The following is a 25,826-nucleotide window of genomic DNA, read 5'->3' as shown; positions in this document are numbered from 1 at the left end:
GCAGAGCGGAAAAGCGCCGATCCCGGTTCCTCGGCCCGTTGTCACAACCCGGTGAGGCTGCATTTCAGCCCTTTGGTGTTGCGCCTGCGCACCTATGTTTGTCACACTGACCGATAGGAGGCAGGCGGCAGCGCGTGGCCTGCGCGTCTGCTGACTGGCAGAGACAAGGAGACCCCATTGAAACCGCAATCCCTCGCTCTGACGCAGGAAAACACGACACCGTTGAGGCTGTTCTGGCTGGCGACGCTGTCGATGTTCCTGATCGTATCTCAATCCCTCATGGCCTCGGCGCGCGGCGCTCCGGACAGCTTTGCCGACCTTGCCGAACGGATCAGCCCCGCCGTGGTCAACATCACCACCTCGACGACCGTTGCCGGCCGGTCCGGCCCGCGCGGGATCGTGCCCGAAGGCTCTCCCTTCGAAGATTTCTTTCGTGACTTTCAGGACCGTGGCGGTCCCAGCCGTCCGCGCCGGTCCTCGGCGCTGGGCTCCGGCTTCGTGATTTCCGAAGATGGCTACATCGTCACCAACAACCACGTCATCGAAGGCGCCGACGAGATCACCATCGAGTTCTTCGAAGGCTTCGAACTGCCGGCGGAACTGGTCGGCACGGACCCCAACACCGATATCGCCCTGCTCAAGGTCGAGGCGGACCGTCCGCTGACCGCCGTGCCCTTTGGCGACAGCAACACCATGCGTGTCGGCGACTGGGTGATGGCGATGGGCAACCCGCTGGGCCAGGGGTTTTCGGTCTCCGCGGGCATCGTCTCGGCCCGCAATCGCGCGCTGAGCGGCACCTATGACGACTACATCCAGACCGACGCTGCCATCAACCGCGGCAACTCTGGCGGGCCGCTGTTCAACATGGACGGCGAGGTGATCGGCGTGAACACCGCGATCCTGTCGCCCAACGGCGGCTCCATCGGCATCGGTTTCTCGATGGCGTCGAACGTCGTGGTCAACGTGGTCGACCAGCTGCAGAAATACGGCGAGACCCGCCGTGGCTGGCTGGGCGTGCGCATCCAGGACGTGAGCGAAGACGTGGCCGACGCGCTGAACTTGGCGGAAGCCAAGGGCGCGCTGGTGTCCGACGTGCCGGAAGGCCCGGCGAAAGAGGCCGGTGTCGCCGCCGGTGACGTTATCGTTTCGTTCGACGGTGTCGAGGTGGTGGACACCCGCCAGCTGGTGCGCGTCGTGGCCAATACGCCGGTGGGCAAGACCGTGCGCGTGGTCGTCAACCGCGACGGCGAGACCCAGACCCTGAAGGTCACACTGGGCCGCCGCGAAGAGGCGCAGACCGCGGTGCCCGCCGCCGCGCCCTCGACCCCGGACGAGCCGCCGGCCAAGATGGAAACGCTTGGCCTGACCCTCAGCCCGCTGACCGATGCGATCCGCAATGAACTGGGCCTCTCCGCAGGGATGCAGGGCCTCGCGGTCATGGACGTGGAACCGGCCTCGGAAGCCTACGAGAAGGGCCTGCGCGCCGGTGACATCATCACCGAGGCGGGCCAGCAGGCCGTGGCCAGCATCGAGGACCTGGAAACCCGCATCGGTGAGGCGCGCGATGAAGGCCGCAAGTCGATCCTGCTGCTGGTGCGGCGGGGCGGCGGCGACCCGCGCTTCATGGCTCTGGGCCTGGCCGCGAACTGAGCCGGGCGGAAACCTCCGGACATGACAAGGGGCGGCCTTTCGGGCCGCCCCTTTTGCATTCCGCGAGAGCGACGCCACGGCCCTCAGGGGCGCATGTCGCGTGCCTTTTGCGCGGCGGCGCTCAGCGCCCTTGAGATCTCTCCGCGCAGGGGGCTGTCCTCCAGCACCTGAAGCCCGGCGGCGGTGGTGCCGGCGTAGTCGAGCATCTGGCGGACGTGATCCGCGGCGCGGGGCGGATCCTCGGCCAGCATCTCGCCACTGGCGCGAAAGAGCTGCCGGATGGCGCGGTCGGCGACCTCGGGCGGGATGCCCTGCGCCTCGGCATGTTCGGTCATGGTGGCGGCGAACCAGGCGACGAAACCGGGAACCGGCCCTGTGAGGGCAGTGAAGTGATCCAGTTGTGCCTCGTCGTCCAGCGCGTCTTCGGTGCCGCAGGCCGCCAGCAGACGGCGGGCGACCATGCGGTCGTCCTCGCTGGCGCCGGGGGCGGCGACCCAGGGCGAATAGGCCAGCCGCCGCGCGGCGGCGGGGCTGGACATGGCGCGGACCACCCGAGGGCTGCCCGTCAGGCGTTGCAGGTCCGCGATCGTGACGGCGGCCATGACCGAGAGGATCAGCCTGTCCTCGGCAGGCAGGTGCAGGTCCGGCACCCCGGCGGGCGGGATGCTGATCAGGATCGTGTCGCAGGCCCGGGCCAGCGCGGCGGCATCGTCGGTGACGGTGACCTCGGCGGGCAGGTCGCCCCGTGTGCCGCTGCGGTTGGCGATCCAGAGATCGCCGGGCGCGACGGCGCCGCTGTCCAGCCAGGCCTGCGCGATGGCACTGCCCAGCATGCCCGAGCCTCCGACGATGCCGATGCTGCTCATGTCAGGTGTCCTTTCGTGGGGCCGCGCGGTCAGCTTTCGGGCAGTTCGACTGCCACCAGCCCCAGCGCGCGGGCGGTTTCCAGCGAGAGCTGCGCGCTTTCCAGCCCGCGTTCGGACTGGTACCTGCGCACCGCTGCCGAGGTCGGCGCGTCCATCCTACCCGAGACATTGCCCGAGAAATAGCCACGCGCGGCCAGCGCCCGCTGCACGGACGAGATGAACTCGGGCGTCATGTCTTCGGGGCAGGGGGCCTCGAAGGTGATCTCGGCGCGTTCGCGGACCAGCCTGGGCACCGGGGCCTTGCGGTAGATCGGTGGGCGGATCACGGTGCCGTCCTCGGCGATCTCGGCCTGGACCACCTGCACCTCGCCCATCACGTGCTCATAGATGGCCGGACGCAGGTCGCGGGCCTGACAGGTGCCGTCGTCGAGATGTTCGGCAAGCGGGGGAGTGGCCTCGGGGCCGTGTGCCTCGCGGCTGACGGTCTGCGGGGGGGCGCAGGCGGCCAGCAGGACCAGCGCCAGCAGCGGCGCGGCGTGGGGCCGGGGAATAGGGGACATGACTGCTCGGGCCTCGGTGTGCCTTTTTCTTGGCGGCAGGATAGCGGGTTTGGCCCGATCTGCCTAGAGGCAGGCGGATCGGCGCGCGGGTCCTTGCCTCAGGGCGTGTCCAGCAACCGGTCGAGCAGCGGCGAAATGTCCTCGATCTCTTCGGAGATGACGTGGGTGACACCGTTCTCGCGTTGGACGCGCCCGGTGACGCGCAGCATGCGGCCCGCGATCACCGCCCGGCGGAAGCGTTCGTAGAGCTTGCGCCAGACGATGACGTTGACCACGCCGGTCTCGTCTTCGAGCGTGATGAAGATCACCCCCTTGGCGGTGCCGGGGCGCTGGCGCAGGATCACCAGCCCGGCCACGGTGACGCGGGCGCCGTTGGGCGGCTCTGCCAGGCGGCTGGCGATCAGGCAGGAAGGTGGTTGCGGCCAGGTCATGCGAACGAATGTAGAACATTTGCGCGCGACGGCCAAGACGCCCTCCACCACCGTCACCGGAACGTGCAGCAAGAGGAACGCGGCGGCAAAAAATCGTATTCCGTCCTTGAGTTGACGCAAATGGGACTGGCGGGCAAAGGGCGTCCCCACTAGGTAGGGGTCGGATCAAGACGGAGCGGTGAAATGGCTAAGATCACCTATATCGAGCACAACGGCACCGAGCATGTCGTGGAGGTGCCCACGGGGCTGACCGTGATGGAAGGCGCGCGCGACAACAACATTCCCGGCATCGAGGCGGATTGCGGCGGCGCCTGCGCCTGTTCGACCTGCCATGTCTACGTTGCCGAGGACTGGGTCGAGAAGCTGCCCGCGCGCGAGGACATGGAAGAGGACATGCTGGACTTTGCCTATGAGCCGGATGCCAAGCGATCGCGCCTGACCTGCCAGCTGCGGGTCAGCGATGCGCTGGACGGGCTTGTCGTGCAGATGCCCGAGAAGCAGATCTGATGCCTGCCCGGGCGCCGCGTCTGCCGTGGCGCCCCTGGCCCGCGTCCGCCCGCGGCGCAGCCATGACGCTGTGCCTGTGGCTGGCGGGCATGGCCCCGGCCATGGCGCAGGAGGCGGTTGCCGCCCGCTACGAGGGCGCGGTGACGCGCTACCCGCACGGCGTGCTGGGGGATGAGATCGAGTATGACACCCTGGCGGTGACTCTGTCGGACGGGCGCGTGCTGCGCCGCCGCTGGCAGGCGCCGCTGGTTTTCGAGGATATCGCGCCGCGGCTCTGGGACGTGACCGGCGACGGGGTGCCGGAGGTGGTGACGGTCGAGAGTCACGCGGACCGCGGCGCCCGGCTGGCGATCTGGGAGGTCCAGGGCGCGGACTTGCGTCCGCTGGCCGCGACGCCCTTCATCGGTCAGCGCTTTCGCTGGCTGGCGCCCGTGGGTGCGGCGGATCTGGACGGCGACGGCGCCATCGAGATCGCCTATGTCGACCGGCCGCACCTCGCAAAAACCCTGCGCCTCTGGCGACTGGAGGAGGGCGTTCTTCGGCCCGTGGCCTCGGCAGAGGGGTTTTCGAACCATCGGATCGGCTGGAACCACATCGTCGGCGGGCTGCGGAATTGCGGCGAGGGGCCGGAAATCGTGCTGCCCTCGGGCGATTGGCGGCATGTGATGGTGGTGCGCCTGGCGGCGGGCGGCCTCGAGCGTTACGCCAGCGATCCTTACAGCCCCGAGATGCTGACCGCCGTGATGGACTGTCGCTGAAACCGGGGCGCGGCGCCCTTGGCTTCTTCTCTGCAAAAATACTCCCGGGGGAGGCGACCAGAGGGAGACGGGGGCGGCGCCCCCATTCTTCTCTCCGACCCCGAGGAACGATTCGGGCTTAACTTTCCCGGACGCCCGAATTACCCATAACGGCCATGAAGATACTCTTTCTTGGTGACGTGATGGGCCGCGCCGGGCGGCAGGCAATCACGGAGCGTCTGCCCTCCCTGCGCAAGGACTGGCGGCTGGATTTCGTCATCGTGAACGGCGAGAACGCGACCAACGGCCACGGGCTGTCGGCGGAACATGGCAAGGCGATCTTCGAGGCCGGGGCCGATGTCATCACCCTGGGCGACCATGCCTTCGACCAGAAGGAGATGCTGACCCACATCGAGGGCGAGACACGGCTCATCCGTCCGCTGAACATCGCGCGTCAGGCGCCGGGCCGGGGGGCGGCGCTCTACAAGGACGCCCGCGGGCGCAAGGTTCTGGTGGTGCAGGCCCTGGGGCAGGTCTTCATGAGCCGCAACTACGACAGCCCCTTCACGGTGGTGGACGAGACGCTGAAGCGGCATCCGCTGGGTGGGCAGGCACAGGCCATCGTCGTCGATATGCACTGCGAGGCCACGTCCGAGAAGATGGGCATGGGACATTTCTGCGACGGGCGGGCCAGCCTCGTGGTGGGCACGCATACCCATGTGCCGACCTCGGACACGCAGATCCTGCCGGGCGGGACGGCGTTCCAGTCGGACGCGGGCATGTGCGGCGACTACAATTCCGTCATCGGGATGGACCCGGCGGAGCCGCTGCGCCGCTTTGTCAACGGCATGCCCAAGGGCCGGTTCAACCCGGCGCTGGGCGAGGCGACCCTGTCGGGTGTCTACGTCGAGACCGATGACATGACCGGCAAGGCGGTGTCCGTGCAGATGGTCCGCCAGGGCGGGCGGCTGGCGCCTGCCGGTCCGGCGTGAATCGGTTTGTGCCCTTTGCCACGCTGGTGGTGACGGGCGCGGCCTGGGGGGCGACGCAGCCCCTGATGAAAGTGGCGGTTTCAGAGGGCTATCGTCATTTCGGCCTGATCTTCTGGCAGACGGTGCTGGTGGGGGTGCTGCTTGGCGCGCTGACACTGCTGCGGGGCAAGCGCCTGCCGATGCATGTTGCGGCGCTGCGGCTGTACCTGTTCATCGCCGTCGTCGGCACCGTGGTGCCGGGCATCGCCTCTTACCAGGCGGCGGTACATCTGCCGTCCGGAGTGTTGTCGATCCTGCTGAGTTCCGTCCCCATGTTCGCCCTTCCGATTGCCCTGGCGCTGGGCATCGACCGGCCCGCGCCGCGGCGCATCCTGGGCCTGTTGCTGGGTCTGGGCGGGGTGGCGGTGCTGGTGCTGCCAGAGGCGAGCCTGCCGGAGGGCACGCAGGCGGTCTGGATCGCGATCGCGCTGATTGCCTCGGCTTGCTACGCCCTGGAGGGCAACATGGTGTCGAAATGGGGCACCCAGGGGTTGGACGCGGTGCAGGTGCTGGCCGGGGCCTCGATCCTGGGTGTCGGGCTGAGCCTGCCTCTGGCGCTGGCCAGCGGCCAGTTCATCACGCCAGCCCTGCCCTTGACTGGGCCGGACCGGGCGGTGATCGCCAGCGCCGCGCTGCATGCCTTTGCCTATTCGGCCTATGTCTGGCTGGTGGGCCGGGCGGGGGCCGTCTTTGCCGCGCAGGTGAGCTATCTTGTCACGCTGTTCGGCGTCTGCTGGGCGATGCTGTTCCTGGCCGAGGCCTACTCGGGCTGGGTCTGGGCGGCGCTGACGCTGATGATGGCGGGCATGGCTCTTGTGCAGCCGCAGCGTAAACCGCTTGTGCCCGTGTCTGTGAGGGGCCAGAATGCGGCCGGTTGAGGGCGGGCGATAGGCTGAGCAATACATGATCGGAATCGAGCTGAGCCAGACAAGCCAGGCGGTGCTGACGCTTGCCGTGGTGATCGGGATGTTCGTGCTTTTCGTCCGCGAGACCTACCCGACAGAGGTCACGGCCATTGGCGGCGTCGCGGTGCTGTTGGTTCTCGGCGTCCTGCCCTATGACGCGGCGCTGGACGTCCTGTCGAACCCGGCCCCCTGGACCATCGCGGCGATGTTCCTGGTGATGGGGGCCCTGGTGCGGACCGGGGCGCTGGATGCCTTTACCGGCTACGCGCAAGAGCAGGTCGAGCTCAGACCCAAGCGGGCCATCGGCGGCATCCTTCTGGTGGTGATTGTCGCCTCGGCCTTCATGAACAATACGCCGGTGGTGGTGGTGATGCTGCCGATCTTCGTGCAGATCGCCAAGACGATGGGCATTGCACCGTCCAAGCTGTTGATCCCGCTGAGTTACGCGGCGATCCTGGGCGGTACGCTGACGCTGATCGGGACCTCGACCAACCTGCTGGTCGACGGGGTGGCGCGGACCCAGGGGCTGCAGCCCTTCACCATCTTCGAGGTTACCCCGCTGGCAATCATCCTTGTGGCCTGGGGGATGGTCTATCTCTATTTCGTGGGGCGCTTTCTGCTGCCCGAACGGACCTCGATGGCGGGGATGCTGTCGGATCGCTCGCGGATGAAGTTCTTTACCGAGGCGGTAATCCCACCGGATTCCAACCTGATCGGGCGCGAGGTGCTGGGCGTTCAGCTGTTCAAGCGCGACGGTGTGCGGCTGGTCGACGTGATCCGGGGCGATGAATCGCTGCGCCGCAACCTGCAGGGGGTCGAACTGCAACTGGGCGACCGGGTTGTGCTGCGCACACAGATGACCGAACTGCTGTCGCTGCAGCGCAACAAGGAACTGAAGCGCGTCGACCAGGTGTCCTCCAAGGAAACCACGACCGTCGAGGTGCTGATCACGCCCGGCTGCAAGATGGTGGGCCGGTCCCTAGGCGCGCTGCGGCTGCGGCGCCGGTTCGGGGTCTACCCGCTGGCGGTACACCGGCGGAACCAGAACATCGGGCGCCAACTGGACGACCTGGTGGTGCGCGTGGGCGACACGCTGCTGCTGGAAGGCAACGCAGAGGATATCAAGCGGTTGGCGGACGAGATGGACCTGGTCGACGTGGCGCATCCGTCGGCGCGCGCCTTTCGCCGCGGCCATGCGCCGGTGGCGCTGGGGGCATTGGGCGGGATCGTCGCGCTGTCGGCGCTGGGCGTGGCGCCGATCCTGGCGCTTGCGGTGGTTGCGGTGGCGCTGGTGCTGCTGACCCGCTGCATCGACGCGGACGAGGCGTTTTCCTTTGTCGAGGGGCAACTCCTGGCGCTGATCTTTGCCATGCTGGCGATCGGCGCGGCGCTGGAGGCAAGCGGCGCGGTCGAACTGATCGTGGGCGCGGTGGCCCCCCTGATGGCCAAACTGCCGGCGCCGCTGGTGATCTGGGCGGTCTACCTGCTGACCAGCATCCTGACGGAAACCGTGTCCAATAACGCCGTGGCCGTCGTGGTGACCCCCATCGCCATCGGACTGGCCAGCGCCATCGGGGTGGACCCGCGTCCGCTGGTGGTCGCGGTCATGGTGGCGGCCTCGTGCAGTTTCGCCACGCCCATCGGCTACCAGACCAACACGCTGGTCTATGGTCCGGGGGGCTACAAGTTCTCGGATTTCTTCAAGGTGGGCCTGCCGCTGAACCTCAGCATCGGTGTTCTTTCGGCGCTGCTGATCCCTTACTTCTTTCCGCTCTGAACGGGTCGTGTCACCCGTAACGCTCGACGAAACCTTCGAGCAGGCGCGGCGGTTCGGTGACGTCCGCCGCGCGGCACATCTCGATCAATTCATCCGCTGTCTCGGGCGCGAAATAGCCCTTGTGGCGGTAGATGCGGATGCGGGTCTCGAACTCGGTGGCATCGGCTTCGGGGTGGAATTGCGTCGCGTAGACGTTCTGACCGTAGCGGATCATCTGGTAGGGGCAGGGGCCGGATGACACCAGGTGCACGGCGCCCTTGGGCAGGTGCTGCACCGCTTCCTTGTGGCCGACGAAGGCGTCGAACTGCTCGGGCAGGCTGGCGGTCAGCGGGTCCTTTGCGCCCTCGGGCGTGGTGTAGCAGGTCACCGCGCCAACCGGCTCGTTGAACCGGTCCTTGGCCACCTCGGCGCCCAGGTGGTGCGCCAAGATGCCGATGCCGTAACAGCAGCCCATGAAGGGGATGTCCTGCGCCGTGATGTGGGGCATCAGGCGCAGGATCGCCTCTTCGATGCGGCGTTCCACAGGGTCCTTGTCGCCGGGCTTGTCGCTGACGCAGCCGGGGCCGCCGCCGACGATCACACCGGCATAATTGCCCGGGTCCAGATTGCGCGGCAGGTCTTCCTGTTCAAGGCGCATCCGGTGGACGCGGTCGGCGCTCAGGCCGGACTTGTCCAGAACGGCGCGGTACTCGGAGTCGCTGGCCTCGGGTTCGGGGCGCAACTGGAGGAGGAGGAATCGGCTCATGTACTTGCGCTACCCCACGGAGGGGCGGCGCGCAACGCCACATGGCCCGGACGTGGCGCGTGGACTTGGCAAGGGGGGCGGGCGTGACTTATAGAGGCGCGGATACACAAAGCACCCGAAAAGAGGCAACGCGACATGGCCGGCCATTCCAAATGGGCAAACATCCAGCACCGCAAGGGCCGTCAGGACAAGATCCGGGCCAAGATCTTCTCGAAACTGTCGAAAGAGATCACCATCGCCGCCAAGATGGGCGATCCCGACCCGGACAAGAACCCGCGCCTGCGCCTGGCCGTGAAAGAGGCCAAGGGCCAGTCGATGCCCAAGGACAACATCGAACGCGCCATCAAGAAGGCGGTGGGCGGCGATGCCGAGGATTACGAGGAAATCCGCTATGAGGGCTACGGCCCGAACGGCGTGGCGGTGATCGTCGAGGCGATGACCGACAACCGCAACCGCACCGCCTCGACCGTGCGCTCGACCTTTACCAAGAACGGCGGCAACCTTGGCGAGACCGGCTCTGTCGGCTTCATGTTCGAGCGCAAGGGCGAGATCGTCTACCCGGCCGATGCGGGCGACGCGGACGACGTCATGATGGCGGCGATCGAGGCCGGTGCCGAGGATGTCGAATCCTCCGAGGACGGGCATGTGATCTATTGCGCGGACACCGACCTGAACGAGGTTTCGACCGCACTGGAGGCCGACCTGGGCGAGTCCGAGTCGACCAAGCTGGTGTGGAAGCCCACGACCACGACGGAACTGGATCTAGAAGGCATGCAGTCGCTGATGCGGTTGGTCGAGGCGCTGGAAGACGACGACGACGTCCAGCGTGTGACCACCAATTTCGAAGCGTCCGACGAGGTCATGGCGCAGCTGGAAGGCGCCTGAGGCCTGTCCTGTCGGTCAAGACGGCCCCCGCTTTGGCGGGGGCCTCTAGGGCGGCAAGCGGTAGACCATGCGTGGACAGCCCTGAGCGGGAACGCCGGTTCAACGCGTTGCAAGCCCAGTGTTTCCAAGCGCCAAGGATGGCAGGATGCGGTTCTTGGGCGACCGCGGCCCCCGCTGTTGACATCCTTGCATTGGCCCAATCTGCATGCAAAAGTTTCTGTGCGAACAGACTGAACCAATCAAACAAGGTGGGTTGACACCCGTCCTGTGCCAAGCGGCTTCGTTTGGTGCAAGACTGTACTGCCTGTGCAGACCAGGCAACCGGGAGAACAAGAATGCCCACGATCGTCGGCGATATAAGATTGTTTAGCAAAAACGGTTTGGGCGCTTTCAATGTCTTGAACGCGAATTTCGAGAGTCCTGACATCGCCGATGGAACCTGGGATCTTGAGGATCAGACCGCCGCGCCCTTTGCCGGTTTTGCCTATCAGGGGTATTATGACGACGGTGGGCATAGATACCTCGTCTTCAAAGACGGGTCCGAGCAACACCTGATTTTTTCGGAAACAGCCTCCGCCCCCGGCGAATTTCCCGCGACCTACCAGGAAGGTGACATTCCCCTGATCACGGCGCAGATCCCCGCCTGCTTTGCCGAAGGCACAGGCATCGCGGCACCGGAAGGGGTCCGCGCGGTCGAGGCTCTGCGAATTGGGGACAGGATACTGACCGCTGACGGACGAACGGTGGCCGTGAAATGGATCGGCCGTCAAACTGTCGTCAAATGGTCCGGCGTCGGGCATGTGCAGCCGGTTGTCATTCGCGCCGGCGCTCTTGGCGAAAACGTGCCTTTTGCCGATCTGACCGTGACCGCAGATCACGGGATGGTTCTGGACGGGCATGTGATCAACGCCTCGGCGCTGGTCAACGGGGGCAGCATCGACTGGGTGCCCGCCGCCGACCTGCCTGCGACGTTTACCGTCTATCATGTCGAAACAGAGGCGCATGACGTGATCCTCGCCAATGGTGCCCCGGCAGAGACATTCATCGACTATGCCGGTCGCCGCGTCTTTGACAATTTCGACGAATACGAGACGCTCTACGGTGAGGACCGGAGCATCCCGGAGATGACCCATCCGCGTGTCTCCTCGGCGCGCCACTTGCCGGTCTCGATCCAGGCGCTGTCCTGTGTGGGCAGGGCCTCGCCAGGCCTTTAACGGCGCCCAGGGAGCACCCGGGGACCTGCCCCATTCCCTCACATCGGCGGGCCGTCCGCAGGTTTGCCGGTGCGTGATGAATGCGGCGCCGCCGCCCGGGCAACCTATCCCTGCCTTGCGGCCCTGCGGTAAATGCGCCTAAGCCAAGGGTATGCTTTTGCGGGCGCTCATACTGCTGGGGGTTTTCGTGGTGCTGTCCGGTGCCGCGACCTGGTATTTCGGGCACGAGGTGCTGATCGCGCTGGGGCTGATCCTGACCCAGGCCAAGGTTCTGCTGAAGAAACTGGCGGCGCTCGATCTGCCGGTGGTCCTGAGCTGGCTCAAGACCCAGGGCGCGATGTTCTTTCGCGTCGAGCTGATCAAGAAATGGATCACCACCTCTGTCGTGCCGCTGATGCTGGGCAAGGCGATCCTGCGGCGCATCCAGTTGCTGGTGAAGGGCTATCTGCAGATCGTGCAGCAACGATACGCGCGGCTGATGGAATGGTTCAACGGTCTGAGCCGTGTCGAGAGAGGGGTGGCCTGGCTGGTGATCCTCTTTGCCACTCTCGCGTTGTCGGTCACGTCGATGGGGCTGTGGCTGATCCTCTTTTCGGTGCAACTGCCGCTGTGGCTGGTGGCGGCCTTTGGCGCGACGGTGCGCATGACCTGGACCAGCCTGCAAAAGGGCCTGTTCAAGGCGCTGGCCTTCCTGCAACTGGGCTGGCTGTGGAAGGGGATCAAGCGGCTCTTGCCCGCCTCGGTGCTGGAACGCAAACGAAGGATGGAATTCCGCATCGCCCGGGCCATCGTGCGGCGGCGGCGCATGACGCTGAAGCAACTGGTCGAGCGCAAGGGGCGTTTGCCATTCAAGCTGGGGCTTCTGGCGGAATACCTCTTTCACCCGCCGGGGCGGCGCCCGCGCTGAGCGTGGTCAGGCCGGTGTGGCGGGGGGAAAGACCTGTCGGCGGACCAGTGGGCTGATCCCGATCAGCACCAGCATGACCGAGAAGAGGCACCAGATCGCGGGCATCTCGTTGGGGGTGCTGGTCAGGCCGGAGGCGATCAGCGGCCCCACCAGCCCGTTGAGCAGGGCGAACCGCCAGGCGCCGTAGAGGCAGGGCAGCAGCAGGCAGGCCAGCAGGTAGTCCGGGAAATGCCCGATGCCGCCCAGCCAGTGCGAGAGGCTGAGGAAATTGTTGAGCTGCATGCTCCACCCCAGGTGCCAGTCGCCGGATATGGTGCAGAACTCTGGCCCGCAGAGCGGCACCCCGGGCGGACAGACGCCCAGCCAGGGGGCCGGGATCAGGCGGGCCAGCAAGGTCAGGGACGCCAGCGAAGCCAGGCCCAGCACCCAGCGTCTTGTTCGCGGCTCTATCGCGGGGCCGACCAGCGCCATGCAGAAGAGATTGACGACAATCGGTTGCAGAACGATGTGCAAGTAGGCCAGCACCGTGACCGTCGTGTTGCCCGGCGTGCCGCATTGGTCGATCACGCCGTATCCCCAGGCCTGCAACCCCTCCATGGCGGTGAAGAACCCCAGGGTGCCCCAGATCCCGGCGGGTTCGCCCTTGCGCCAGGTGACGAAGGTGGCCGCCGCGCCCAGGGCGGCCATCGAGTAGGTTGCGGTTTCGCTCCAGCACATGCGCGTTCTCCCTTGGACAGAGAGTTTCGGGATTTCTCTGGGGTGGTCAATGCTGCCGTCGAGCGGGATTGATCCGGGCGGCAAATCGCGCCATCAGGCGGATCGGGTCACGAGGAGTACAGGTATGGAAGCGGCGATTGCGGGGTTTGCACTGGGGTTCAGCCTGATCCTGGCAATCGGGGCGCAGAATGCCTTTGTCCTGCGGCAGGGTTTGCGGCGGATGCATGTGCTGCCGGTGGTTCTTGTCTGCGCCATTTCGGACGCGGCGCTGATCGCCGCCGGGGTTGCCGGGTTCGGCGCGCTGGCCGAGGCGGTGCCCGGCCTGGAATGGGGGATGCGGATCTTTGGCGCCGCCTTCCTGGGGTGGTACGGGGCAAAGACCCTGTACGCGGCCTGGAAAGGGGGCGAGGCGCTGGCCGCGGGCGAGGGGGCTCAAAGCCTGCGGGCGGCGGTGCTGACCTGCCTCGCGCTGACCTGGCTCAATCCGCATGTCTACCTGGACACGGTCGTGCTGCTTGGGGCGGTCTCGGCGCAGTACGACGCGCGGCTGGCCTTTGCGCTTGGGGCGATGACGGCCTCTTTCGTGTTCTTCTTTTCGCTGGGGTACGGGGCGCGGGCACTGGCGCCGATCTTTGCGCGGCCGCGGGCCTGGCGTGTGCTGGATCTTGTCGTAGGCCTGACAATGTGGGCCATCGCGGCCAAGCTGCTTTGGATGTGACCCCCTTGTGCCCGCCGCCCAATGGTCTAAGCCAAGGGCATGGTCGACAAGGTACAAGCCCCGGCGCGGGGTGTTTTCTGGATGGTGGTAACGGGGCTGTGTTTTGTCGCGGTCACCGCATTGGTCAAGTCCCTGGGACAGCGCATTCCGGCGCAGGAATCCGCCTTTCTTCGCTATGTGCTGGGGTTGGTCTTTTTGCTGCCGATGGCCCGGCAATTGATGCAGGTGCGCCTGACGCCGCGTCTGTGGCGGCTGTTTTCGCTGCGGGCGCTGTTTCACACCGGCGGGGTGGTTCTGTGGTTCTATGCCATGACGCGCATTCCCATCGCCGAGGTGACCGCGATGAACTATCTCAACCCTGTCTACGTGACCGTTCTGGCGGTGTTTTTCCTTGGCGAACGGCTGGCGCTGCGGCGCGTGTTGGCGATCGTGGCAGCGCTGCTGGGGGCGGTGATGATCCTGCGGCCGGGTTTCCGTGAACTGGATCCGGGGCATTTTGCCATGCTGGCGACGGCCCTGTTCTTTGCCGGGTCGTACCTGCTGGCCAAGATCCTCTCGGGCGAGGTCAGCGCGGCAGTCGTGGTGGGGCTGTTGTCGGTGGGCGTGACCATCGGGCTGGCGCCCTTGGCGATTGCTGTCTGGGTCTGGCCGACCTGGTGGGAACTGCTGATCCTGCTGGGCGTGGCGCTGTTTGCCACCGCCGGACATTATACCATGACGCTGGCCTTTGCCGCCGCGCCGGTGACCGTGACGCAGCCGGTTACCTTTCTGCAACTGGTCTGGGCGGTCGTGTTGGGCGCGGTCCTGTTCGCCGAGCCCGTCGACCCCTGGGTGATCGCGGGCGGATCTCTGATCCTGGCCGCCGTGGTCTTTATCACCTGGCGCGAGGCGGTTCTGAAGCGCCGGATCACACCGCTGGTTTCGGAAACAAAGAACTGATTTCCAGTCCGATTGTCGACGGAACGTCAAATCTCCGCCTTCCGGGCGCAATAGCGCCGCATTCCTTCACGATGCTTCAAGCAATCAGAGGCAGCATTTGAGGAGTGAAAGGAATGTTTGCAGAGGGCAAGATGACCGACAACATGGATGACATTCAGGATTTCCTGCTGAGCGAGCGGGAAAAGGTTCTGTCAGAGGCGGAATGGCGGTTCCGGATGCGCGGATACGGCTACAACCTGCGGCGCACCGACGGCGGGGTCGAAGTGGCACGCTTGCCGCAGAACCGGCTGCTGGGCACGCTGAAACTCTGATCCTGCTGCAAGGCGCTCGACAGTTTGTCGGGTGCTCGTGCCTGATGTGTCCCGTGAAAACGGGAGGGCAGGCATGAACGGTTGGGTTTCGTGCGCCACTGGGCCGGCGCTGGGGCGCTGCCAATTGCGGGGCGGGCACGGCGGATGCCCTGCGAAATGACCTGCAACACTGGCCGATGCCGAATGCGGTTGAAGTCTCAGGCGGCACCACGGTGGAGATCACGGCCCGATTTCCTTACCGAGCGGCGGGGAAGAATGGCCGGCATTCTTGATTGACTCGCCAATCAATAAAAACCATCCTGTCGCCATGCCCAAGATCGGACAGGAACCCATTCGGCGCGCCGCGCTTCTGGCGGCGACGGTGGCCGAGGTAGGCGAGGCCGGCAGCCTCGACGTGACCGTGTCGCGCATCGCGCGCCGTGCGGGCATGTCCAGCGCGCTGGCGCATCATTATTTCGGCGGCAAGGTGCAGATCTTCCTGGCCGCCATGCGCCACATCCTGACAGAATACGGGGCCGAGGTGCGCGCGGCACTGGCGCAGGCCCCAAGGGATCGCCGCCTTGAGGCGCTGATCGCGGCGAATTTCGCCGAGAGCTTTTTCCGCCCCGAAACCGTGTCCGCCTGGCTGAATTTCTACGTCCTGGCCCTGCGCGAACCGGAGGCGGCGCGCCTGTTGCGGGTCTATCAGCGGCGGCTTCACGCGAATCTGGTGCATGCGCTGCGCGGGCGCACCGACGCCCCTGAGCTGGTGGCCGAACGTATCGCGGCGCTGATCGACGGGGTCTACCTGCGGGCTGCCCTGTCCGGGCAGGGCGTCTCGGGGGCCGCGCAGAATGTGACAGAAACCGCCCATGCCCTGTTGAGGACCCAATGACCAAGCCGAATATCCTGATCCTGATGGTCGACCAGCTGAACGGCACGCTGTTTCCGGACGGGCCGGCGGACTGGCTGCATGTGCCCAACCTTCGGGCGCTGGCCAAGAGCTCGGTGCGGTTTTCCAATGCCTATACCGCCAGCCCGCTTTGCGCACCGGGGCGGGCCAGTTTCATGTCGGGGCAGTTGCCCAGCATGACGCGCGTCTATGACAACGCGGCAGAATTCTCGAGCGACATCCCCACCTATGCCCACCATCTGCGCCGCGCCGGGTATCAGACCTGCCTCAGCGGCAAGATGCATTTTGTCGGGCCGGACCAGTTGCACGGGTTCGAGGAACGGCTGACCACGGATATCTATCCGGCAGATTTCGGATGGACGCCGGACTATCGCAAACCGGGCGAGCGCATCGACTGGTGGTACCACAACATGGGATCGGTCACGGGCGCTGGCGTGGCAGAGACCTCGAACCAGATGGAATACGACGACGAGGTTGCCTACAACGCCTCGGCCAAGCTCTACGACCTGGCGCGTGGTCAGGACGAAAGGCCCTGGTGTCTGACCGTCAGTTTTACCCATCCGCATGATCCCTATGTGGCGCGCAAGCGGTTCTGGGATCTCTACGAGGATTGCGAGCACCTGTTGCCGCAGGTCCCGGCGATGGACTACGCCGATCACGATCCGCATTCCAAACGCATCTTCGACGCCAACGACTGGCGCAGCTACGACATCACCGAGGAGAACATCCGCCGGTCGCGTCAGGCCTATTTCGCCAATATCTCGTACCTGGATGAGAAGATCGGGCAGCTGCTGCAGGTGCTGGAGGACACGCGGCAGGAGGCCATCGTCGTCTTCGTCAGCGACCACGGCGACATGCTGGGAGAGCGGGGCCTGTGGTTCAAGATGTCCTTCTACGAAGGTTCGGCCCGGGTGCCGATGATGATCTCTGTCCCGGGGCAGGCCGGCGCACGGGTCGCGGCCCCGGTGTCGAACATCGACATCTGCCCGACGCTTTGTGACCTGGCGGGCGTCGACATGTCCGAGGTCATGCCCTGGACCGAGGGCGAAAGCCTGGTGCCGGTGATGCAGGGCGGCGACCGGGTCTCTCCGGTGGCGATGGAATACGCGGCAGAGGCGTCCTACGCGCCTCTGATCTGCCTGAGGCATGGCAAATGGAAATACACCGATTGCACGCTGGACCCGGAGCAGCTTTTCGATCTCGAGGCAGATCCGCATGAACTGGTGAACCTCGCCGAAGATCCGGAACAGGCCGAGGTCTTGGAGGAATTCCGTGTCGCTGCGGCCCGTCGCTGGGACATGGGGCAGTTCGACGCCGAGGTCCGGCAAAGCCAGGCGCGGCGCTGGGTGGTCTACGAGGCGCTGCGACAGGGCGGCTACTACCCTTGGGATTTCCAGCCGCTGCAAAAGGCCAGCGAGCGGTACATGCGCAACCACATGGACCTGAACGTGCTGGAGGAAAACAAGCGTTTTCCACGGGGCGAGTGAGGCGCCGTACGCGCCGGCAATTTCATCAAGGGTAAGCGATGCAAGCGGATTACGTGATCGTCGGCGCCGGGTCGGGCGGATGCGCCGTGGCAGGGCGCCTGACAGAGGCGGGCAAGTCGGTGATCGTCATCGAGCATGGCGGCAGCGACTGGGGGCCTTTCATCAACATGCCGGGGGCGCTCAGCTACCCGATGAACATGGCGCGTTACGACTGGGGCTACCAGACAGAGCCCGAGCCGCACCTGGGCGGGCGGCGGCTGGTCTGTCCGCGTGGCAAGGTGATCGGCGGGTCGTCCTCGATCAACGGCATGATCTACGTGCGCGGGCACGCGCTGGACTATGACCACTGGCGCGACGAGGGTTGTGACGGCTGGGGCTACGCGGATGTGCTGCCCTATTTCAAGCGGATGGAGGACTGGCACGATGGCGGCCACGGCGGCGATCCGGCCTGGCGTGGGCAGGGCGGGCCGTTGCATGTCACCCGTGGGCGCCGCGACAATCCGCTGGTGCAGGCCTTTGTCGAGGCCGGGCGGCAGGCGGGCTATCCGGTCACCGGCGATTACAATGGTGAGCAGCAAGAGGGCTTTGGCGCCTTCGACATGACGGTCTGGCAGGGCGAACGCTGGTCGGCGGCCAAGGCCTACCTGCGGCCGGCCCTGAAACAGGGGGCGGAGCTGGTGCGGGCCTTGGCCCGGCGCGTCATCTTTGAAGAGGGGCGCGCCACGGGGGTCGAGATCTCGCGCGGTGGCAAGGTCGAGGTGATCCGGGCGCGGGCCGAGGTGATCCTTGCGGCCAGCGCCATCAACTCGCCCAAGCTGCTGATGCTGTCGGGGATCGGACCGGCGGCGCAACTGGCCGAGCAGGGCATCGGGGTGCGGGCGGATCGCCCCGGCGTGGGGCAGAACCTGCAGGATCACCTGGAACTGTATGTCCAGATGTCGGCGACGCAGCCGGTCAGCCTTGCGAAATACTGGAACCTCGCGGGCAAGGCCTGGGTTGGCGCGCAGTGGCTGTTCGCGCGCAGCGGGCCCGGGGCCTCGAACCAGTTCGAAAGCTGTGGCTTCATCCGGTCGCAGGCCGGGGTTCAATATCCGGACATCCAATACCATTTCTTGCCCATCGCAGTGCGCTACGACGGCCAGGTGGCGCCCGAGGGGCACGGGTTCCAGGCGCATGTGGGGCCAATGCGCTCGCCCTCTCGGGGTGAGGTCACGCTGCGGTCGGACGATCCCGAGGAGGCGCCGCGCATCTTCTTCAACTACATGAGCACCGAAGAGGACTGGCGGGATTTCCGGCGCTGCATCCGCCTGACGCGCGAGATCTTCGGACAAGAGGCCTTTGCCCCCTATCGCGGCAAGGAGTTGCAGCCGGGCGCCGAGGCAGAGACGGATGAAGACCTTGACGCCGTGATCCGCGAACACGTCGAAAGCGCCTATCATCCTTGTGGCACCTGCAGGATGGGCCGGGCCGACGATCCGCGCTCGGTGGTCGATCCCGAGGGGCGGGTGATCGGCGTGGACGGGTTGCGGGTGGCGGACAGTTCGATCTTTCCGCGCATCACCAACGGCAATCTCAACGCGCCTTCGATCATGGTGGGCGAAAAGATCGCCGATCATGTGCTGGGCCGTCGCCTGCCGCCGGACAATGCGCAGCCCTGGGTTCACCCGGATTGGGAGAACGCGCAGCGTTAAGACATGTTAACCGCCGATATCGGCGGTTAACCTTTCGTTAACTTTTGGCTTGAAACGGGACAGGAGCGCGCCGATCTTAACGGCATGTTAAGATTTTGTTTCGCTCTTGTTCTTGCTGCCTCCGCAACCGCTGCCTCTGCCGATCTCAGCGGCCCGTTGCGGGTAATCGACGGCGACACGGTCGCCATCGGCCAGACCAACATCCGCCTGCATGGTATCGACGCGCCCGAGAACGGCCAGCGTTGCGGTGGGGGCGGGGCCCCGATGTGGGGCTGTGGCGCTTGGGTCAGCGGCGAGGTCCGTGCCCGCTACGAGGGGCGCACCGCCTCCTGCGTCGAACTGGATCGCGACCGATATGACCGCGTCGTGGCGCGCTGCCGCGTCGATGGCAAGGACCTTGGCGAAACCCTGGTCGAAAGCGGCCTTGCCTTTGCCTACGAACGCTACTCCGAGGCCTATGTCCCGCATGAACGCATCGCCGCGCGGCGCAATGCCGGGCTGCATGCAACCGGCGTGAAATCGCCCTCTGCCTTCCGTTCCGACAGCCGCCGGAGCCATGCCGCGCAGCACTTGGTCTCTGCTCCTGCAGGCTGCCGGATCAAGGGCAACATCTCGACCAACTCAGGCGCACGGATCTATCATGTTCCGGGACAGGCCTGGTACGACGCCACCCGGATCAGCCTCGACAAGGGCGAACGCTGGTTCTGCTCCGAACAGGAGGCGCGGGCGGCAGGCTGGCGCCGAGCACAGCGCTGACAGGGTATTCTCGCCAAAAAGCACATACGGCGATCAGGTTTGATCCGCGTCAAAGTCTGTGCCCGCCTGCTGTGCAAATTGGAGGGCGGACACAAACGAAGGAGACGCCAATGTCCCACACGCCGCATGAACTGTCGGAAGAATTTCCGGAATTCACCGACAAGATGCACACCCTGAAACAGTCGAACGCGCATTTTGCCAAGCTTGCGGACGAGTACCACGAGGTCAACCGCCAGGTGCACCGTGCCGAAACCAATATCGAGCCGATGGAGCAACTGGCGGAAGAGCAGCTGCGCAAGCAGCGTGCCGCCCTCAAGGACGAGATCTACGCGCTGCTGAGCGCCTGACCCCCGGGCTTGGCCCGGTTAGACAGGATGCGCCCCGGTCCGACGTCCGGGGCGCTTTCAGTTCAGCGCCTCTTCGATCGCACGTGTCATCTTGCCCGACAGCGGACGAGTGGTTGAGCCGAAGGTGGCGCGCACCGTCCCGTCGGGACCGATCAGGATCTTGTTGAAATTCCAGGCCGGGCTGAACCCGGTCTGTTCCGCGACCCAGCGGTAAAAGGGATGGGCCTCTGCGCCGCGTACATGGGTGATGTCGGTCATCGGCATGTCGAGGCCGAAGTTCACCTCGCAGAATTCCTTGACCTTCTCCGCCGAGGACAATTCCTGCCGGAAGTCGTCCGAAGGCACGGCGAGGACGATCAGCCCCTGGTCGCGGTAACGGTCATAAAGCACCTGCAGACCGTCGTATTGCGATGTGAATCCGCAGCGCGAGGCGGTGTTGACCACCAGCACAGGGCGGTTCTGCCAATCGTCCATCGACAGGGTGCCGCCGTCGATACTGGCAAAGGTGAAGCCCTGCGCGGCCCAGGCGGGCAGGGCGAGGATGGCGGACAGGAACAGGGCGGCGGGTCGGATCATTCAGGGGGCACTCCTTTTGCACTGGAGATAGCGCAGGGTCAGGGCGGTCAAGGCCGTGATCGCCCCCGCCGCCCCGTCTTGCGCCGGTCGGGGCTTTTGTGCTGGACTGACGTGATCTGGCCTTGGTGGCAAAGAGGTGTGACATGGCAGGCGGATGGAGCCGGGACGGCGCGGTCAGCGAACAGATCGAGGCCAGTATTGCCGAGGAACTGGAACGGATGAAGCTGCGCCGCGGACCGCAGGGCGAAAGCCTGAAGGAATGCGCCGACTGCGGCGAGGAGATCCCGGAAAAGCGCCGGCTTGCGATCCCGGGGGTCAAGCTGTGCATCGACTGTGCCAGCGAACGTGACGGCCGATCGGCTCAGCGCGGGGGCATCAATCGGCGCGGGTCCAAGGACAGCCAGCTGAAATAAGTCAGCCGATGCTCCGCGCGAGGCAGGCCAGCCAGTTCTCGCGGGCCAGTTTGGCGATCAGCGTGTCATCGTAGCCATGTGCCGACATGGCCGCCAGCAGGCCCTGAACACCCGTCACGTCGCCGATGAGATCGGGCAGGACACAGCCGTCGAAATCCGACCCCAGCCCGACGTGATCCTCGCCCAGGGTCTCAACCAGGTGATCGAGGTGGCGCAGCATCGTCTCCCACGAGGTGCCGGGATCGGCGCGGCCATCTTCATTGATGTAGAAGGTGGCATAGTTGAACCCGACCATGCCGCCCGTGTCGCGGATCGCGTGCAACTGGCGATCCGTCAGGTTGCGCGGCGAGGCACAGAGCGCATGCACGTTGGAATGCGTGGCCACAAGCGGCGCGGTCGACAGGCGGGCGACGTCGTCGAACCCGGCCTCGTTCATGTGGGACAGGTCGACCAGGATTTTCAGGTTGTTGCACAGCCGGATGAGGTCGCGGCCGCGGTCGGTCAGGCCGGGGCCCGTGTCCGGCGTGCCGGGAAAGGCCATCGGCACGCCGTGGCCAAAGATGGTCGGCCGGCTCCAGACGGGCCCGAGCGAGCGCAGCCCCATGTCGTGAAACAGGTAGAGCGCGTCGAGGTCGGGACCGATGGCCTCGGCGCCCTCCATGTGCATGACGCCGGCGATGCGGCCGGCGTCCATCGCCCTGCGGATCTCGTGCGCGCTGCGGCAAAGGGCAAAGTCATCGGGGGCGGCACGCGCCATCCAGTGCAGCAGGCCCGCCATCTCCAGCGCCGTGGGCTGGGCGGTCTTGTGGTCCATTGCGGGGGGCAGCGGCAGGGCATAGGGCGGTTCGGCCATGAGGGCCTTGAAGTCTGGCGGCGGGGATCCGTCCGGCACCGGTGGCACGAAGATCGCGAACAGCCCGCCCGCGAACCCGGCCTGTTTCATGCGCCGCAGGTCCATGTGCCCGGCGGAAGTGCCCAGCCACGTCTCCTCGCGCGGGGATGGCGATTTCATCAGCCGAAGCAGGAAATCGTTGTGACCGTCGAAGAAGGGGATGGGCATCTGAGGACTTTCGGGCTGGGACATGGCCGCGATCTGACCCGATCGGCCAAGGGCTTGGCAAGGGCTGATCCTGGTCCATCAGCGATGTCTCTTGGCGGCAGCGCAAGGCGTGGTTAGGCTTTGCCCATCGGTGCCGGTGAAACGGGGGTGTCATGGCGAACGACGACGACAGGATCGAGGGACGGCTGCACGGAGAGCAGCCGGAGGTCGAGACAGAGCCGATGGGGATGCGGCTGCTTTACATGGTGCTGATCTGGCTGATGCTGAGCCTGGCGCAGACGGTGCTGACGGTGACGACCGTGGTGCAGGCGATCATCCTGCTGGTCAACAAGCGCGAACCGAACGAGAGGCTCGCGGAATTCGGCACGGACCTGGGGATCTGGATGGCCAAGGCCGCGCGCTACCAGACCGGGGCGAGCGAGGTGAAACCCTGGCCCTGGACGGAGCTGGATTGAGTTATCATCCGATACAGCAAGGATGGGAGTAAAGGGGCAACGCTTTGGGCGTTCGGACGACCCCCGGGGCCGATCTGGACCGCGATGCAAGAGCGGCCGTTTCAGACGTCTTCTGGATCCGCCGCGTCAATCCATGAACCTAGTCTCGCCAACCCTCGGCGAAGCATGGGAAGTGTTTTCGGCGGTTCACCGAGCTATTGCACGGTCCGTGCTTCAAACGCTCCGCCGGAGCGTTTGAAGCCTTGGATGGGCAAGCCGTCAGCCCTCCATCGCCTCGAGCTGATCAATGAAGCCCTCGATCATGCTGAGTCCCTTGTCCCAGAACTTCGGGTCCGTCGCGTCCAGCCCAAAGGGCGCCAGCAGCTCCTTGTGGTGTTTCGAACCGCCCGCCTTGAGCATGTCGAAATACTTGTCCTGGAAGCCCTCAGGCGCCTCCTGGTAGGCGGCGTAGAGCGCGTTCACCAGCCCGTCGCCAAAGGCATAGGCATAGACGTAGAAGGGCGAGTGGACGAAGTGCGGGATGTAGCACCAGAAGGTCTCGTAGCCTTCCATGAACTCGAAGGCGCCGCCCAAGGATTCCGCCTGTACCGACATCCAGAGCGCGTTGATGTCGTCCGGGGTCAGCTCTCCGCCCCGGCGTGCTTCGTGCAGCTTGCACTCGAAGTCGTAGAAGGCGATCTGGCGGACGACGGTGTTGATCATGTCCTCGACCTTGCCCGCCAAGAGGACCTTGCGCTCGGCGTCGTCCTTGGCGTTCTCCAGCATGCGCTGGAAGGTCAGCATCTCGCCGAAAACGCTGGCGGTTTCGGCCAGGGTCAGCGGTGTCGAGGACAGCATTTCACCCTGGCCCGCGGCCAGCACTTGGTGGACGCCGTGGCCCAGCTCATGCGCGAGGGTCATCACGTCGCGCGGTTTGCCGAGGTAGTTGAGCATGACGTAGGGGTGCACCTCGGTCACGGTGGGATGGGCGAAGGCGCCCGGCGCCTTTCCGGGTTTGACGCCCGCGTCGATCCAGCCCTTCTCGAAGAAGGGGGTCGCGATCTCGCCCATGCGGGGGTCGAAGGCGTTGTAGGCGTTCATCACCGTCTCGCGCGCTTCGTCCCAGGTGACGGTGCGGGTGGCCTCCATCGGCAGGGGGGCGTTGCGATCCCAGACCTGCATGGTGTCGAGTCCCAGCCACTTGCGTTTCAGCTCGTAGTAGCGGTGCGACAGGCGCGGGTAGGCGTCGACGACCGCGTTGCGCAGCGCCTCGACAACCTCGGGTTCGACGTCGTTCGACAGGTGGCGGCCGGTCTGCGCAGTGGGCATGCCGCGCCAGCGGTCCAGCACCTCTTTCTCCTTGGTCTGCGTGTTGTGCACGCGGGCAAAGGTGCGCAGGTTCTCGGCAAAGACTCGGGCCAGTTCGCGGGCAGCTGCCTCGCGCGTGTCGCGGTCCTGTTCGGTCAACAGGTTCAGCGTGCCCTCGATGTTGAGCTCCTCGCCGTTCACCTCGAAGATCAGCCCGGCGATGGTCTCGTCGAAGAGCCGCTCCCAAGCGTCACCCACGACACCGAGGTCATGCAGGAATTTCTCCAGCTCGTCGGACAGCTGGTAGGGCTTCATGGCGCGCATCCGGTCAAAGGCGCGCTTGTAGCGGTTCAGGTCGGCGTTGGCGGCAAAGAGTGCCTCGTAGTGGTCGTCGCCAAGGCGGTTTGCCTCGAGCGAGAAGAAGACCAGCGGCGTGGTGTAGTTGGTGATCTTTTCCTGGCAGTCGGACAGGAACTTGGCGCGCTCGGCGTCGGTGGTCAGCTGATAGTAGCGCAGCCCGGCAAACGACATGATGCGCCCGGCGATAGTCGAAATCCGCTCGTTTCTCTGCACCAGCGTCAGAAAGTCGTCGGCGTCCAGCGTGTCCAGCTTGCCCTCGTAGTCCTCGGCAAAGCTGCGGCAGGCTTCTTCGAGCCAGTCGAGATCGCGTTTCAGCTCGGGCGCGTCGGGGGAGGCGTAGAGATCGGTCAGATCCCATTCGGGCAGATCGCCCAGGTTCTTGCCCCCGGCACTGGCGTTGGCGTCGAAAAGCGGTGTTTTGGCGAACGTGTGCATGGGGAACCCTCTTGTCGTTTCCCTTCACATAGGGGGCAGGCCCGCGCGAAGGCAACCGGCGCCCCATATTTTTGGAGGTCTTGACGCAGAAAAGACTTAGGATCGACGGGGGAGACTGGCTAAGCTTCCCCAGGGAAAACCAACAATCGAATTCAGGGAGGAGATTTCAGCATGTCGAATGCTTCACTGCTTTGGGGGGCGGGCGGTCTTGTGATCGGTGTCCTGGCCGGCGTCGCCTTCAGCGGGTCGGACAGTTCCGCCGACCTGCGCGAGGTCATCGACGATACCGTGGTGCCCGCGCAGGAGGCGGCCGAAAAGGCGGCCAAGGCGCATGGGGAACAGATCGCCGCCTTGCAAAAACGGCTGGACGCGCTGGAGACGGGATTGGCCGAGAACGCACCGGACATGACGGCGCTGACCACGGGCCTGTCCAAGGAAATGACCACCAAGCTGGACGACCTGCGGACCAAGCTGGGGGACGACATTGCCAAGACCTCGGCAGCGCAGGCCGAGACGATAAAGTCGTCGCTTGCGGACCTGTCCAAGGGGATCGAGGAAACCGCCCGCGTGGCCGCCGCCGCGGTTGCCGCGCCGGAGGACGCGGGGCCCGATGCGGCGGAACTGGCGGAACCCGCCAACGGCATGGCCTCTGCCGATGCGTTGGGCGTGGGGGATACGGCGCTCTTTGCAGATGGTGCGGTGCGGGCCTTTGTCTCGCGGATCGACCCGGCGGGCGGTTCCGTGCGGCTTTCGGTGAACGGATCGCTGGTCACACTGGGCGCTGGTGGCTCGACCAATGTGTCGATGGATGGCCGGGATTGTTCGGTCACGGTCGCGTCGATGAGCGCCCAGGGGGTGACGCTTGGGTCCGACTGCGGCGTGCTCCCGCCCGCGATCACTGCCACGGCGCCCGACAATGGCGTCATGCCGGGTCACACGGTCAGCCTTGCCGATGGTGCCCTGCGTGTTTTCGTGTCCAGCGTGGACAGCGACGCTCAGGAAGCGCGGATTGCCGTGAACGGTGTCCAGACACAGCGTGTTTCCGCCGACAGCAGCCTGGGTGTCGAGGTCGGGGACCAGTCGTGCACGCTGCGCGTCACCGGGATCGGCGAGGGCATGATCGGTTTCGACGGGTCCTGCGGCTGAGGCTGGCCAGGCCTGATCCGG

28 protein-coding genes are annotated in these 25,826 nt (G+C 65.6%); 20 read left to right on the top strand and 8 right to left on the bottom strand.

Features of this window, described 5'->3' with window-relative positions:
• Positions 1-177 precede the first annotated feature (177 nt).
• Positions 178-1,650, top strand: a complete 1,473-nt coding sequence (locus ACQY5B_RS14770; RefSeq protein ID WP_420324685.1) for a DegQ family serine endoprotease — start codon at positions 178-180, stop codon at positions 1,648-1,650.
• Between the two features lie 83 nt (positions 1,651-1,733).
• Here ACQY5B_RS14770 and ACQY5B_RS14765 read toward each other — a convergent pair whose 3' ends face one another.
• The 3 genes from ACQY5B_RS14765 to ACQY5B_RS14755 all read right to left on the bottom strand — a co-directional run bounded on the left by ACQY5B_RS14765 (position 1,734) and on the right by ACQY5B_RS14755 (position 3,507).
• A complete protein-coding gene (locus ACQY5B_RS14765; protein ID WP_420324686.1) occupies positions 1,734-2,516 on the bottom strand; it encodes a pyrroline-5-carboxylate reductase family protein in 783 nt (260 codons plus the stop codon).
• Positions 2,517-2,545: 29 nt separating this feature from the next.
• Positions 2,546-3,076, bottom strand: a complete 531-nt coding sequence (locus ACQY5B_RS14760) for a peptidoglycan-binding domain-containing protein (RefSeq protein ID WP_420324687.1) — start codon at positions 3,074-3,076, stop codon at positions 2,546-2,548.
• Positions 3,077-3,174: 98 nt separating this feature from the next.
• The gene (locus tag ACQY5B_RS14755; RefSeq protein WP_305971544.1) at positions 3,175-3,507 is read right to left on the bottom strand and encodes an OB-fold nucleic acid binding domain-containing protein; all 333 of its coding nucleotides are present in this window, start codon (positions 3,505-3,507) and stop codon (positions 3,175-3,177) included.
• Positions 3,508-3,690: 183 nt separating this feature from the next.
• Between ACQY5B_RS14755 and ACQY5B_RS14750 the strand changes: the two genes are divergently transcribed.
• The 5 genes from ACQY5B_RS14750 to ACQY5B_RS14730 all read left to right on the top strand — a co-directional run bounded on the left by ACQY5B_RS14750 (position 3,691) and on the right by ACQY5B_RS14730 (position 8,464).
• Entirely contained in the window at positions 3,691-4,014 is a 324-nt protein-coding gene (locus ACQY5B_RS14750; RefSeq protein WP_043137834.1) for a 2Fe-2S iron-sulfur cluster-binding protein, read from the top strand.
• Positions 4,014-4,772 (top strand): FG-GAP repeat domain-containing protein, encoded by a 759-nt coding sequence (locus ACQY5B_RS14745; protein WP_420324688.1) that lies wholly within the window; start codon positions 4,014-4,016, stop codon positions 4,770-4,772. The genes ACQY5B_RS14750 and ACQY5B_RS14745 overlap by 1 nt, the downstream gene beginning before the upstream one ends.
• Positions 4,773-4,927: 155 nt before the next feature.
• Positions 4,928-5,743, top strand: coding sequence for a TIGR00282 family metallophosphoesterase (locus ACQY5B_RS14740; protein ID WP_305971542.1), 816 nt, complete (start codon positions 4,928-4,930; stop codon positions 5,741-5,743).
• The gene (locus tag ACQY5B_RS14735) at positions 5,740-6,660 is read left to right on the top strand and encodes a DMT family transporter (RefSeq protein WP_420324689.1); all 921 of its coding nucleotides are present in this window, start codon (positions 5,740-5,742) and stop codon (positions 6,658-6,660) included. Before ACQY5B_RS14740 ends, ACQY5B_RS14735 begins: the two co-directional genes overlap by 4 nt.
• A gap of 25 nt (positions 6,661-6,685) precedes the next feature.
• On the top strand, positions 6,686-8,464 hold the full coding sequence (locus ACQY5B_RS14730) for an SLC13 family permease (protein ID WP_305971540.1): 1,779 nt from the start codon (positions 6,686-6,688) through the stop codon (positions 8,462-8,464).
• 10 nt (positions 8,465-8,474) lie between these two features.
• Here ACQY5B_RS14730 and ACQY5B_RS14725 read toward each other — a convergent pair whose 3' ends face one another.
• A complete protein-coding gene (locus ACQY5B_RS14725; RefSeq protein WP_420324690.1) occupies positions 8,475-9,209 on the bottom strand; it encodes a glutamine amidotransferase in 735 nt (244 codons plus the stop codon).
• A 135-nt stretch (positions 9,210-9,344) separates the two neighbouring features.
• Between ACQY5B_RS14725 and ACQY5B_RS14720 the strand changes: the two genes are divergently transcribed.
• The 3 genes from ACQY5B_RS14720 to ACQY5B_RS14710 all read left to right on the top strand — a co-directional run bounded on the left by ACQY5B_RS14720 (position 9,345) and on the right by ACQY5B_RS14710 (position 12,215).
• A complete protein-coding gene (locus ACQY5B_RS14720) occupies positions 9,345-10,094 on the top strand; it encodes a YebC/PmpR family DNA-binding transcriptional regulator (protein ID WP_305971538.1) in 750 nt (249 codons plus the stop codon).
• A 335-nt stretch (positions 10,095-10,429) separates the two neighbouring features.
• On the top strand, positions 10,430-11,308 hold the full coding sequence (locus ACQY5B_RS14715) for a Hint domain-containing protein (protein WP_420324691.1): 879 nt from the start codon (positions 10,430-10,432) through the stop codon (positions 11,306-11,308).
• Positions 11,309-11,465: 157 nt separating this feature from the next.
• On the top strand, positions 11,466-12,215 hold the full coding sequence (locus ACQY5B_RS14710; RefSeq protein WP_420324692.1) for a hypothetical protein: 750 nt from the start codon (positions 11,466-11,468) through the stop codon (positions 12,213-12,215).
• A 6-nt stretch (positions 12,216-12,221) separates the two neighbouring features.
• On the opposite strand, the gene ACQY5B_RS14705 is transcribed toward ACQY5B_RS14710, so the two are convergent.
• Entirely contained in the window at positions 12,222-12,932 is a 711-nt protein-coding gene (locus tag ACQY5B_RS14705; protein ID WP_420324693.1) for a DUF5765 domain-containing protein, read from the bottom strand.
• Between the two features lie 124 nt (positions 12,933-13,056).
• Between ACQY5B_RS14705 and ACQY5B_RS14700 the strand changes: the two genes are divergently transcribed.
• From ACQY5B_RS14700 to ACQY5B_RS14665, 8 genes are all read left to right on the top strand, one after another.
• Entirely contained in the window at positions 13,057-13,650 is a 594-nt protein-coding gene (locus ACQY5B_RS14700) for a LysE/ArgO family amino acid transporter (RefSeq protein WP_305971534.1), read from the top strand.
• A gap of 39 nt (positions 13,651-13,689) precedes the next feature.
• Complete coding sequence (locus ACQY5B_RS14695) at positions 13,690-14,589, top strand: DMT family transporter (protein WP_305971533.1); 900 nt, start codon at positions 13,690-13,692, stop codon at positions 14,587-14,589.
• Positions 14,590-14,702: 113 nt separating this feature from the next.
• The gene (locus ACQY5B_RS14690; protein WP_420324694.1) at positions 14,703-14,900 is read left to right on the top strand and encodes a hypothetical protein; all 198 of its coding nucleotides are present in this window, start codon (positions 14,703-14,705) and stop codon (positions 14,898-14,900) included.
• A gap of 307 nt (positions 14,901-15,207) precedes the next feature.
• On the top strand, positions 15,208-15,774 hold the full coding sequence (gene betI, locus ACQY5B_RS14685; protein ID WP_420324695.1) for a choline-binding transcriptional repressor BetI: 567 nt from the start codon (positions 15,208-15,210) through the stop codon (positions 15,772-15,774).
• Positions 15,771-17,279, top strand: coding sequence for a choline-sulfatase (gene betC / locus ACQY5B_RS14680; protein ID WP_420324696.1), 1,509 nt, complete (start codon positions 15,771-15,773; stop codon positions 17,277-17,279). The genes betI and betC overlap by 4 nt, the downstream gene beginning before the upstream one ends.
• 38 nt (positions 17,280-17,317) lie before the next feature.
• A complete protein-coding gene (gene betA / locus ACQY5B_RS14675) occupies positions 17,318-18,970 on the top strand; it encodes a choline dehydrogenase (RefSeq protein WP_420324697.1) in 1,653 nt (550 codons plus the stop codon).
• A gap of 84 nt (positions 18,971-19,054) precedes the next feature.
• Positions 19,055-19,726 carry a thermonuclease family protein gene (locus ACQY5B_RS14670; protein ID WP_420324698.1) on the top strand — a complete coding sequence of 224 codons (672 nt, stop codon included), beginning with the start codon at positions 19,055-19,057 and terminating at the stop codon, positions 19,724-19,726.
• Positions 19,727-19,836: 110 nt separating this feature from the next.
• Positions 19,837-20,073 carry an HP1242/YdcH family protein gene (locus ACQY5B_RS14665; protein ID WP_305971527.1) on the top strand — a complete coding sequence of 79 codons (237 nt, stop codon included), beginning with the start codon at positions 19,837-19,839 and terminating at the stop codon, positions 20,071-20,073.
• A gap of 57 nt (positions 20,074-20,130) precedes the next feature.
• Here ACQY5B_RS14665 and ACQY5B_RS14660 read toward each other — a convergent pair whose 3' ends face one another.
• Positions 20,131-20,649: a glutathione peroxidase gene (locus tag ACQY5B_RS14660; protein ID WP_420324699.1), complete on the bottom strand. Its 519-nt coding sequence runs from the start codon at positions 20,647-20,649 to the stop codon at positions 20,131-20,133.
• 143 nt (positions 20,650-20,792) lie between these two features.
• On the opposite strand from ACQY5B_RS14660, the gene ACQY5B_RS14655 reads away from it, so the two are divergent.
• Positions 20,793-21,062, top strand: a complete 270-nt coding sequence (locus ACQY5B_RS14655; RefSeq protein ID WP_420324700.1) for a DksA/TraR family C4-type zinc finger protein — start codon at positions 20,793-20,795, stop codon at positions 21,060-21,062.
• Position 21,063: 1 nt separating this feature from the next.
• Here the strand turns inward: ACQY5B_RS14655 and ACQY5B_RS14650 are convergent, their stop codons facing one another.
• Positions 21,064-22,122, bottom strand: a complete 1,059-nt coding sequence (locus tag ACQY5B_RS14650) for a dipeptidase (RefSeq protein WP_420324701.1) — start codon at positions 22,120-22,122, stop codon at positions 21,064-21,066.
• A 152-nt stretch (positions 22,123-22,274) separates the two neighbouring features.
• On the opposite strand from ACQY5B_RS14650, the gene ACQY5B_RS14645 reads away from it, so the two are divergent.
• The gene (locus tag ACQY5B_RS14645; protein ID WP_305971523.1) at positions 22,275-22,577 is read left to right on the top strand and encodes a DUF4389 domain-containing protein; all 303 of its coding nucleotides are present in this window, start codon (positions 22,275-22,277) and stop codon (positions 22,575-22,577) included.
• Positions 22,578-22,835: 258 nt separating this feature from the next.
• Here ACQY5B_RS14645 and ACQY5B_RS14640 read toward each other — a convergent pair whose 3' ends face one another.
• Positions 22,836-24,659 carry a M3 family oligoendopeptidase gene (locus tag ACQY5B_RS14640; protein WP_420324702.1) on the bottom strand — a complete coding sequence of 608 codons (1,824 nt, stop codon included), beginning with the start codon at positions 24,657-24,659 and terminating at the stop codon, positions 22,836-22,838.
• A gap of 171 nt (positions 24,660-24,830) precedes the next feature.
• Here ACQY5B_RS14640 and ACQY5B_RS14635 point away from each other — a divergent pair, with 171 nt between their 5' ends.
• The gene (locus tag ACQY5B_RS14635; RefSeq protein ID WP_420324703.1) at positions 24,831-25,805 is read left to right on the top strand and encodes a hypothetical protein; all 975 of its coding nucleotides are present in this window, start codon (positions 24,831-24,833) and stop codon (positions 25,803-25,805) included.
• Positions 25,806-25,826: the final 21 nt, after the last annotated feature.

Origin of the sequence: Antarctobacter sp. (assembly GCF_965277915.1) — a bacterium.
Lineage (GTDB): Bacteria > Pseudomonadota > Alphaproteobacteria > Rhodobacterales > Rhodobacteraceae > Antarctobacter.
The sequence above is the reverse complement of the archived record's forward strand: the minus strand, read 5'-3'. Positions and strand labels throughout refer to the sequence as shown.

Excerpts from the sequence above, each read along its gene's own strand:
- ACQY5B_RS14670 (WP_420324698.1), top strand. The coding sequence starts at position 19,055 with ATGTTAAGATTTTGTTTCGCTCTTGTTCTTGCTGCCTCCGCAACCGCT.
- ACQY5B_RS14640 (WP_420324702.1), bottom strand. The coding sequence starts at position 24,659 with ATGCACACGTTCGCCAAAACACCGCTTTTCGACGCCAACGCCAGTGCC.
- ACQY5B_RS14660 (WP_420324699.1), bottom strand. The coding sequence starts at position 20,649 with ATGATCCGACCCGCCGCCCTGTTCCTGTCCGCCATCCTCGCCCTGCCC.
- ACQY5B_RS14650 (WP_420324701.1), bottom strand. The coding sequence starts at position 22,122 with ATGCCCATCCCCTTCTTCGACGGTCACAACGATTTCCTGCTTCGGCTG.
- ACQY5B_RS14700 (WP_305971534.1), top strand. The coding sequence starts at position 13,057 with ATGGAAGCGGCGATTGCGGGGTTTGCACTGGGGTTCAGCCTGATCCTG.
- ACQY5B_RS14740 (WP_305971542.1), top strand. The coding sequence starts at position 4,928 with ATGAAGATACTCTTTCTTGGTGACGTGATGGGCCGCGCCGGGCGGCAG.
- ACQY5B_RS14755 (WP_305971544.1), bottom strand. The coding sequence starts at position 3,507 with ATGACCTGGCCGCAACCACCTTCCTGCCTGATCGCCAGCCGCCTGGCA.
- betC (WP_420324696.1), top strand. The coding sequence starts at position 15,771 with ATGACCAAGCCGAATATCCTGATCCTGATGGTCGACCAGCTGAACGGC.
- ACQY5B_RS14725 (WP_420324690.1), bottom strand. The coding sequence starts at position 9,209 with ATGAGCCGATTCCTCCTCCTCCAGTTGCGCCCCGAACCCGAGGCCAGC.
- ACQY5B_RS14730 (WP_305971540.1), top strand. The coding sequence starts at position 6,686 with ATGATCGGAATCGAGCTGAGCCAGACAAGCCAGGCGGTGCTGACGCTT.
- ACQY5B_RS14655 (WP_420324700.1), top strand. The coding sequence starts at position 20,793 with ATGGCAGGCGGATGGAGCCGGGACGGCGCGGTCAGCGAACAGATCGAG.
- ACQY5B_RS14750 (WP_043137834.1), top strand. The coding sequence starts at position 3,691 with ATGGCTAAGATCACCTATATCGAGCACAACGGCACCGAGCATGTCGTG.
- ACQY5B_RS14695 (WP_305971533.1), top strand. The coding sequence starts at position 13,690 with ATGGTCGACAAGGTACAAGCCCCGGCGCGGGGTGTTTTCTGGATGGTG.
- betI (WP_420324695.1), top strand. The coding sequence starts at position 15,208 with ATGCCCAAGATCGGACAGGAACCCATTCGGCGCGCCGCGCTTCTGGCG.
- ACQY5B_RS14720 (WP_305971538.1), top strand. The coding sequence starts at position 9,345 with ATGGCCGGCCATTCCAAATGGGCAAACATCCAGCACCGCAAGGGCCGT.
- ACQY5B_RS14665 (WP_305971527.1), top strand. The coding sequence starts at position 19,837 with ATGTCCCACACGCCGCATGAACTGTCGGAAGAATTTCCGGAATTCACC.
- ACQY5B_RS14690 (WP_420324694.1), top strand. The coding sequence starts at position 14,703 with ATGTTTGCAGAGGGCAAGATGACCGACAACATGGATGACATTCAGGAT.
- ACQY5B_RS14645 (WP_305971523.1), top strand. The coding sequence starts at position 22,275 with ATGGCGAACGACGACGACAGGATCGAGGGACGGCTGCACGGAGAGCAG.
- ACQY5B_RS14635 (WP_420324703.1), top strand. The coding sequence starts at position 24,831 with ATGTCGAATGCTTCACTGCTTTGGGGGGCGGGCGGTCTTGTGATCGGT.
- ACQY5B_RS14705 (WP_420324693.1), bottom strand. The coding sequence starts at position 12,932 with ATGTGCTGGAGCGAAACCGCAACCTACTCGATGGCCGCCCTGGGCGCG.
- ACQY5B_RS14760 (WP_420324687.1), bottom strand. The coding sequence starts at position 3,076 with ATGTCCCCTATTCCCCGGCCCCACGCCGCGCCGCTGCTGGCGCTGGTC.
- ACQY5B_RS14715 (WP_420324691.1), top strand. The coding sequence starts at position 10,430 with ATGCCCACGATCGTCGGCGATATAAGATTGTTTAGCAAAAACGGTTTG.
- betA (WP_420324697.1), top strand. The coding sequence starts at position 17,318 with ATGCAAGCGGATTACGTGATCGTCGGCGCCGGGTCGGGCGGATGCGCC.
- ACQY5B_RS14745 (WP_420324688.1), top strand. The coding sequence starts at position 4,014 with ATGCCTGCCCGGGCGCCGCGTCTGCCGTGGCGCCCCTGGCCCGCGTCC.
- ACQY5B_RS14765 (WP_420324686.1), bottom strand. The coding sequence starts at position 2,516 with ATGAGCAGCATCGGCATCGTCGGAGGCTCGGGCATGCTGGGCAGTGCC.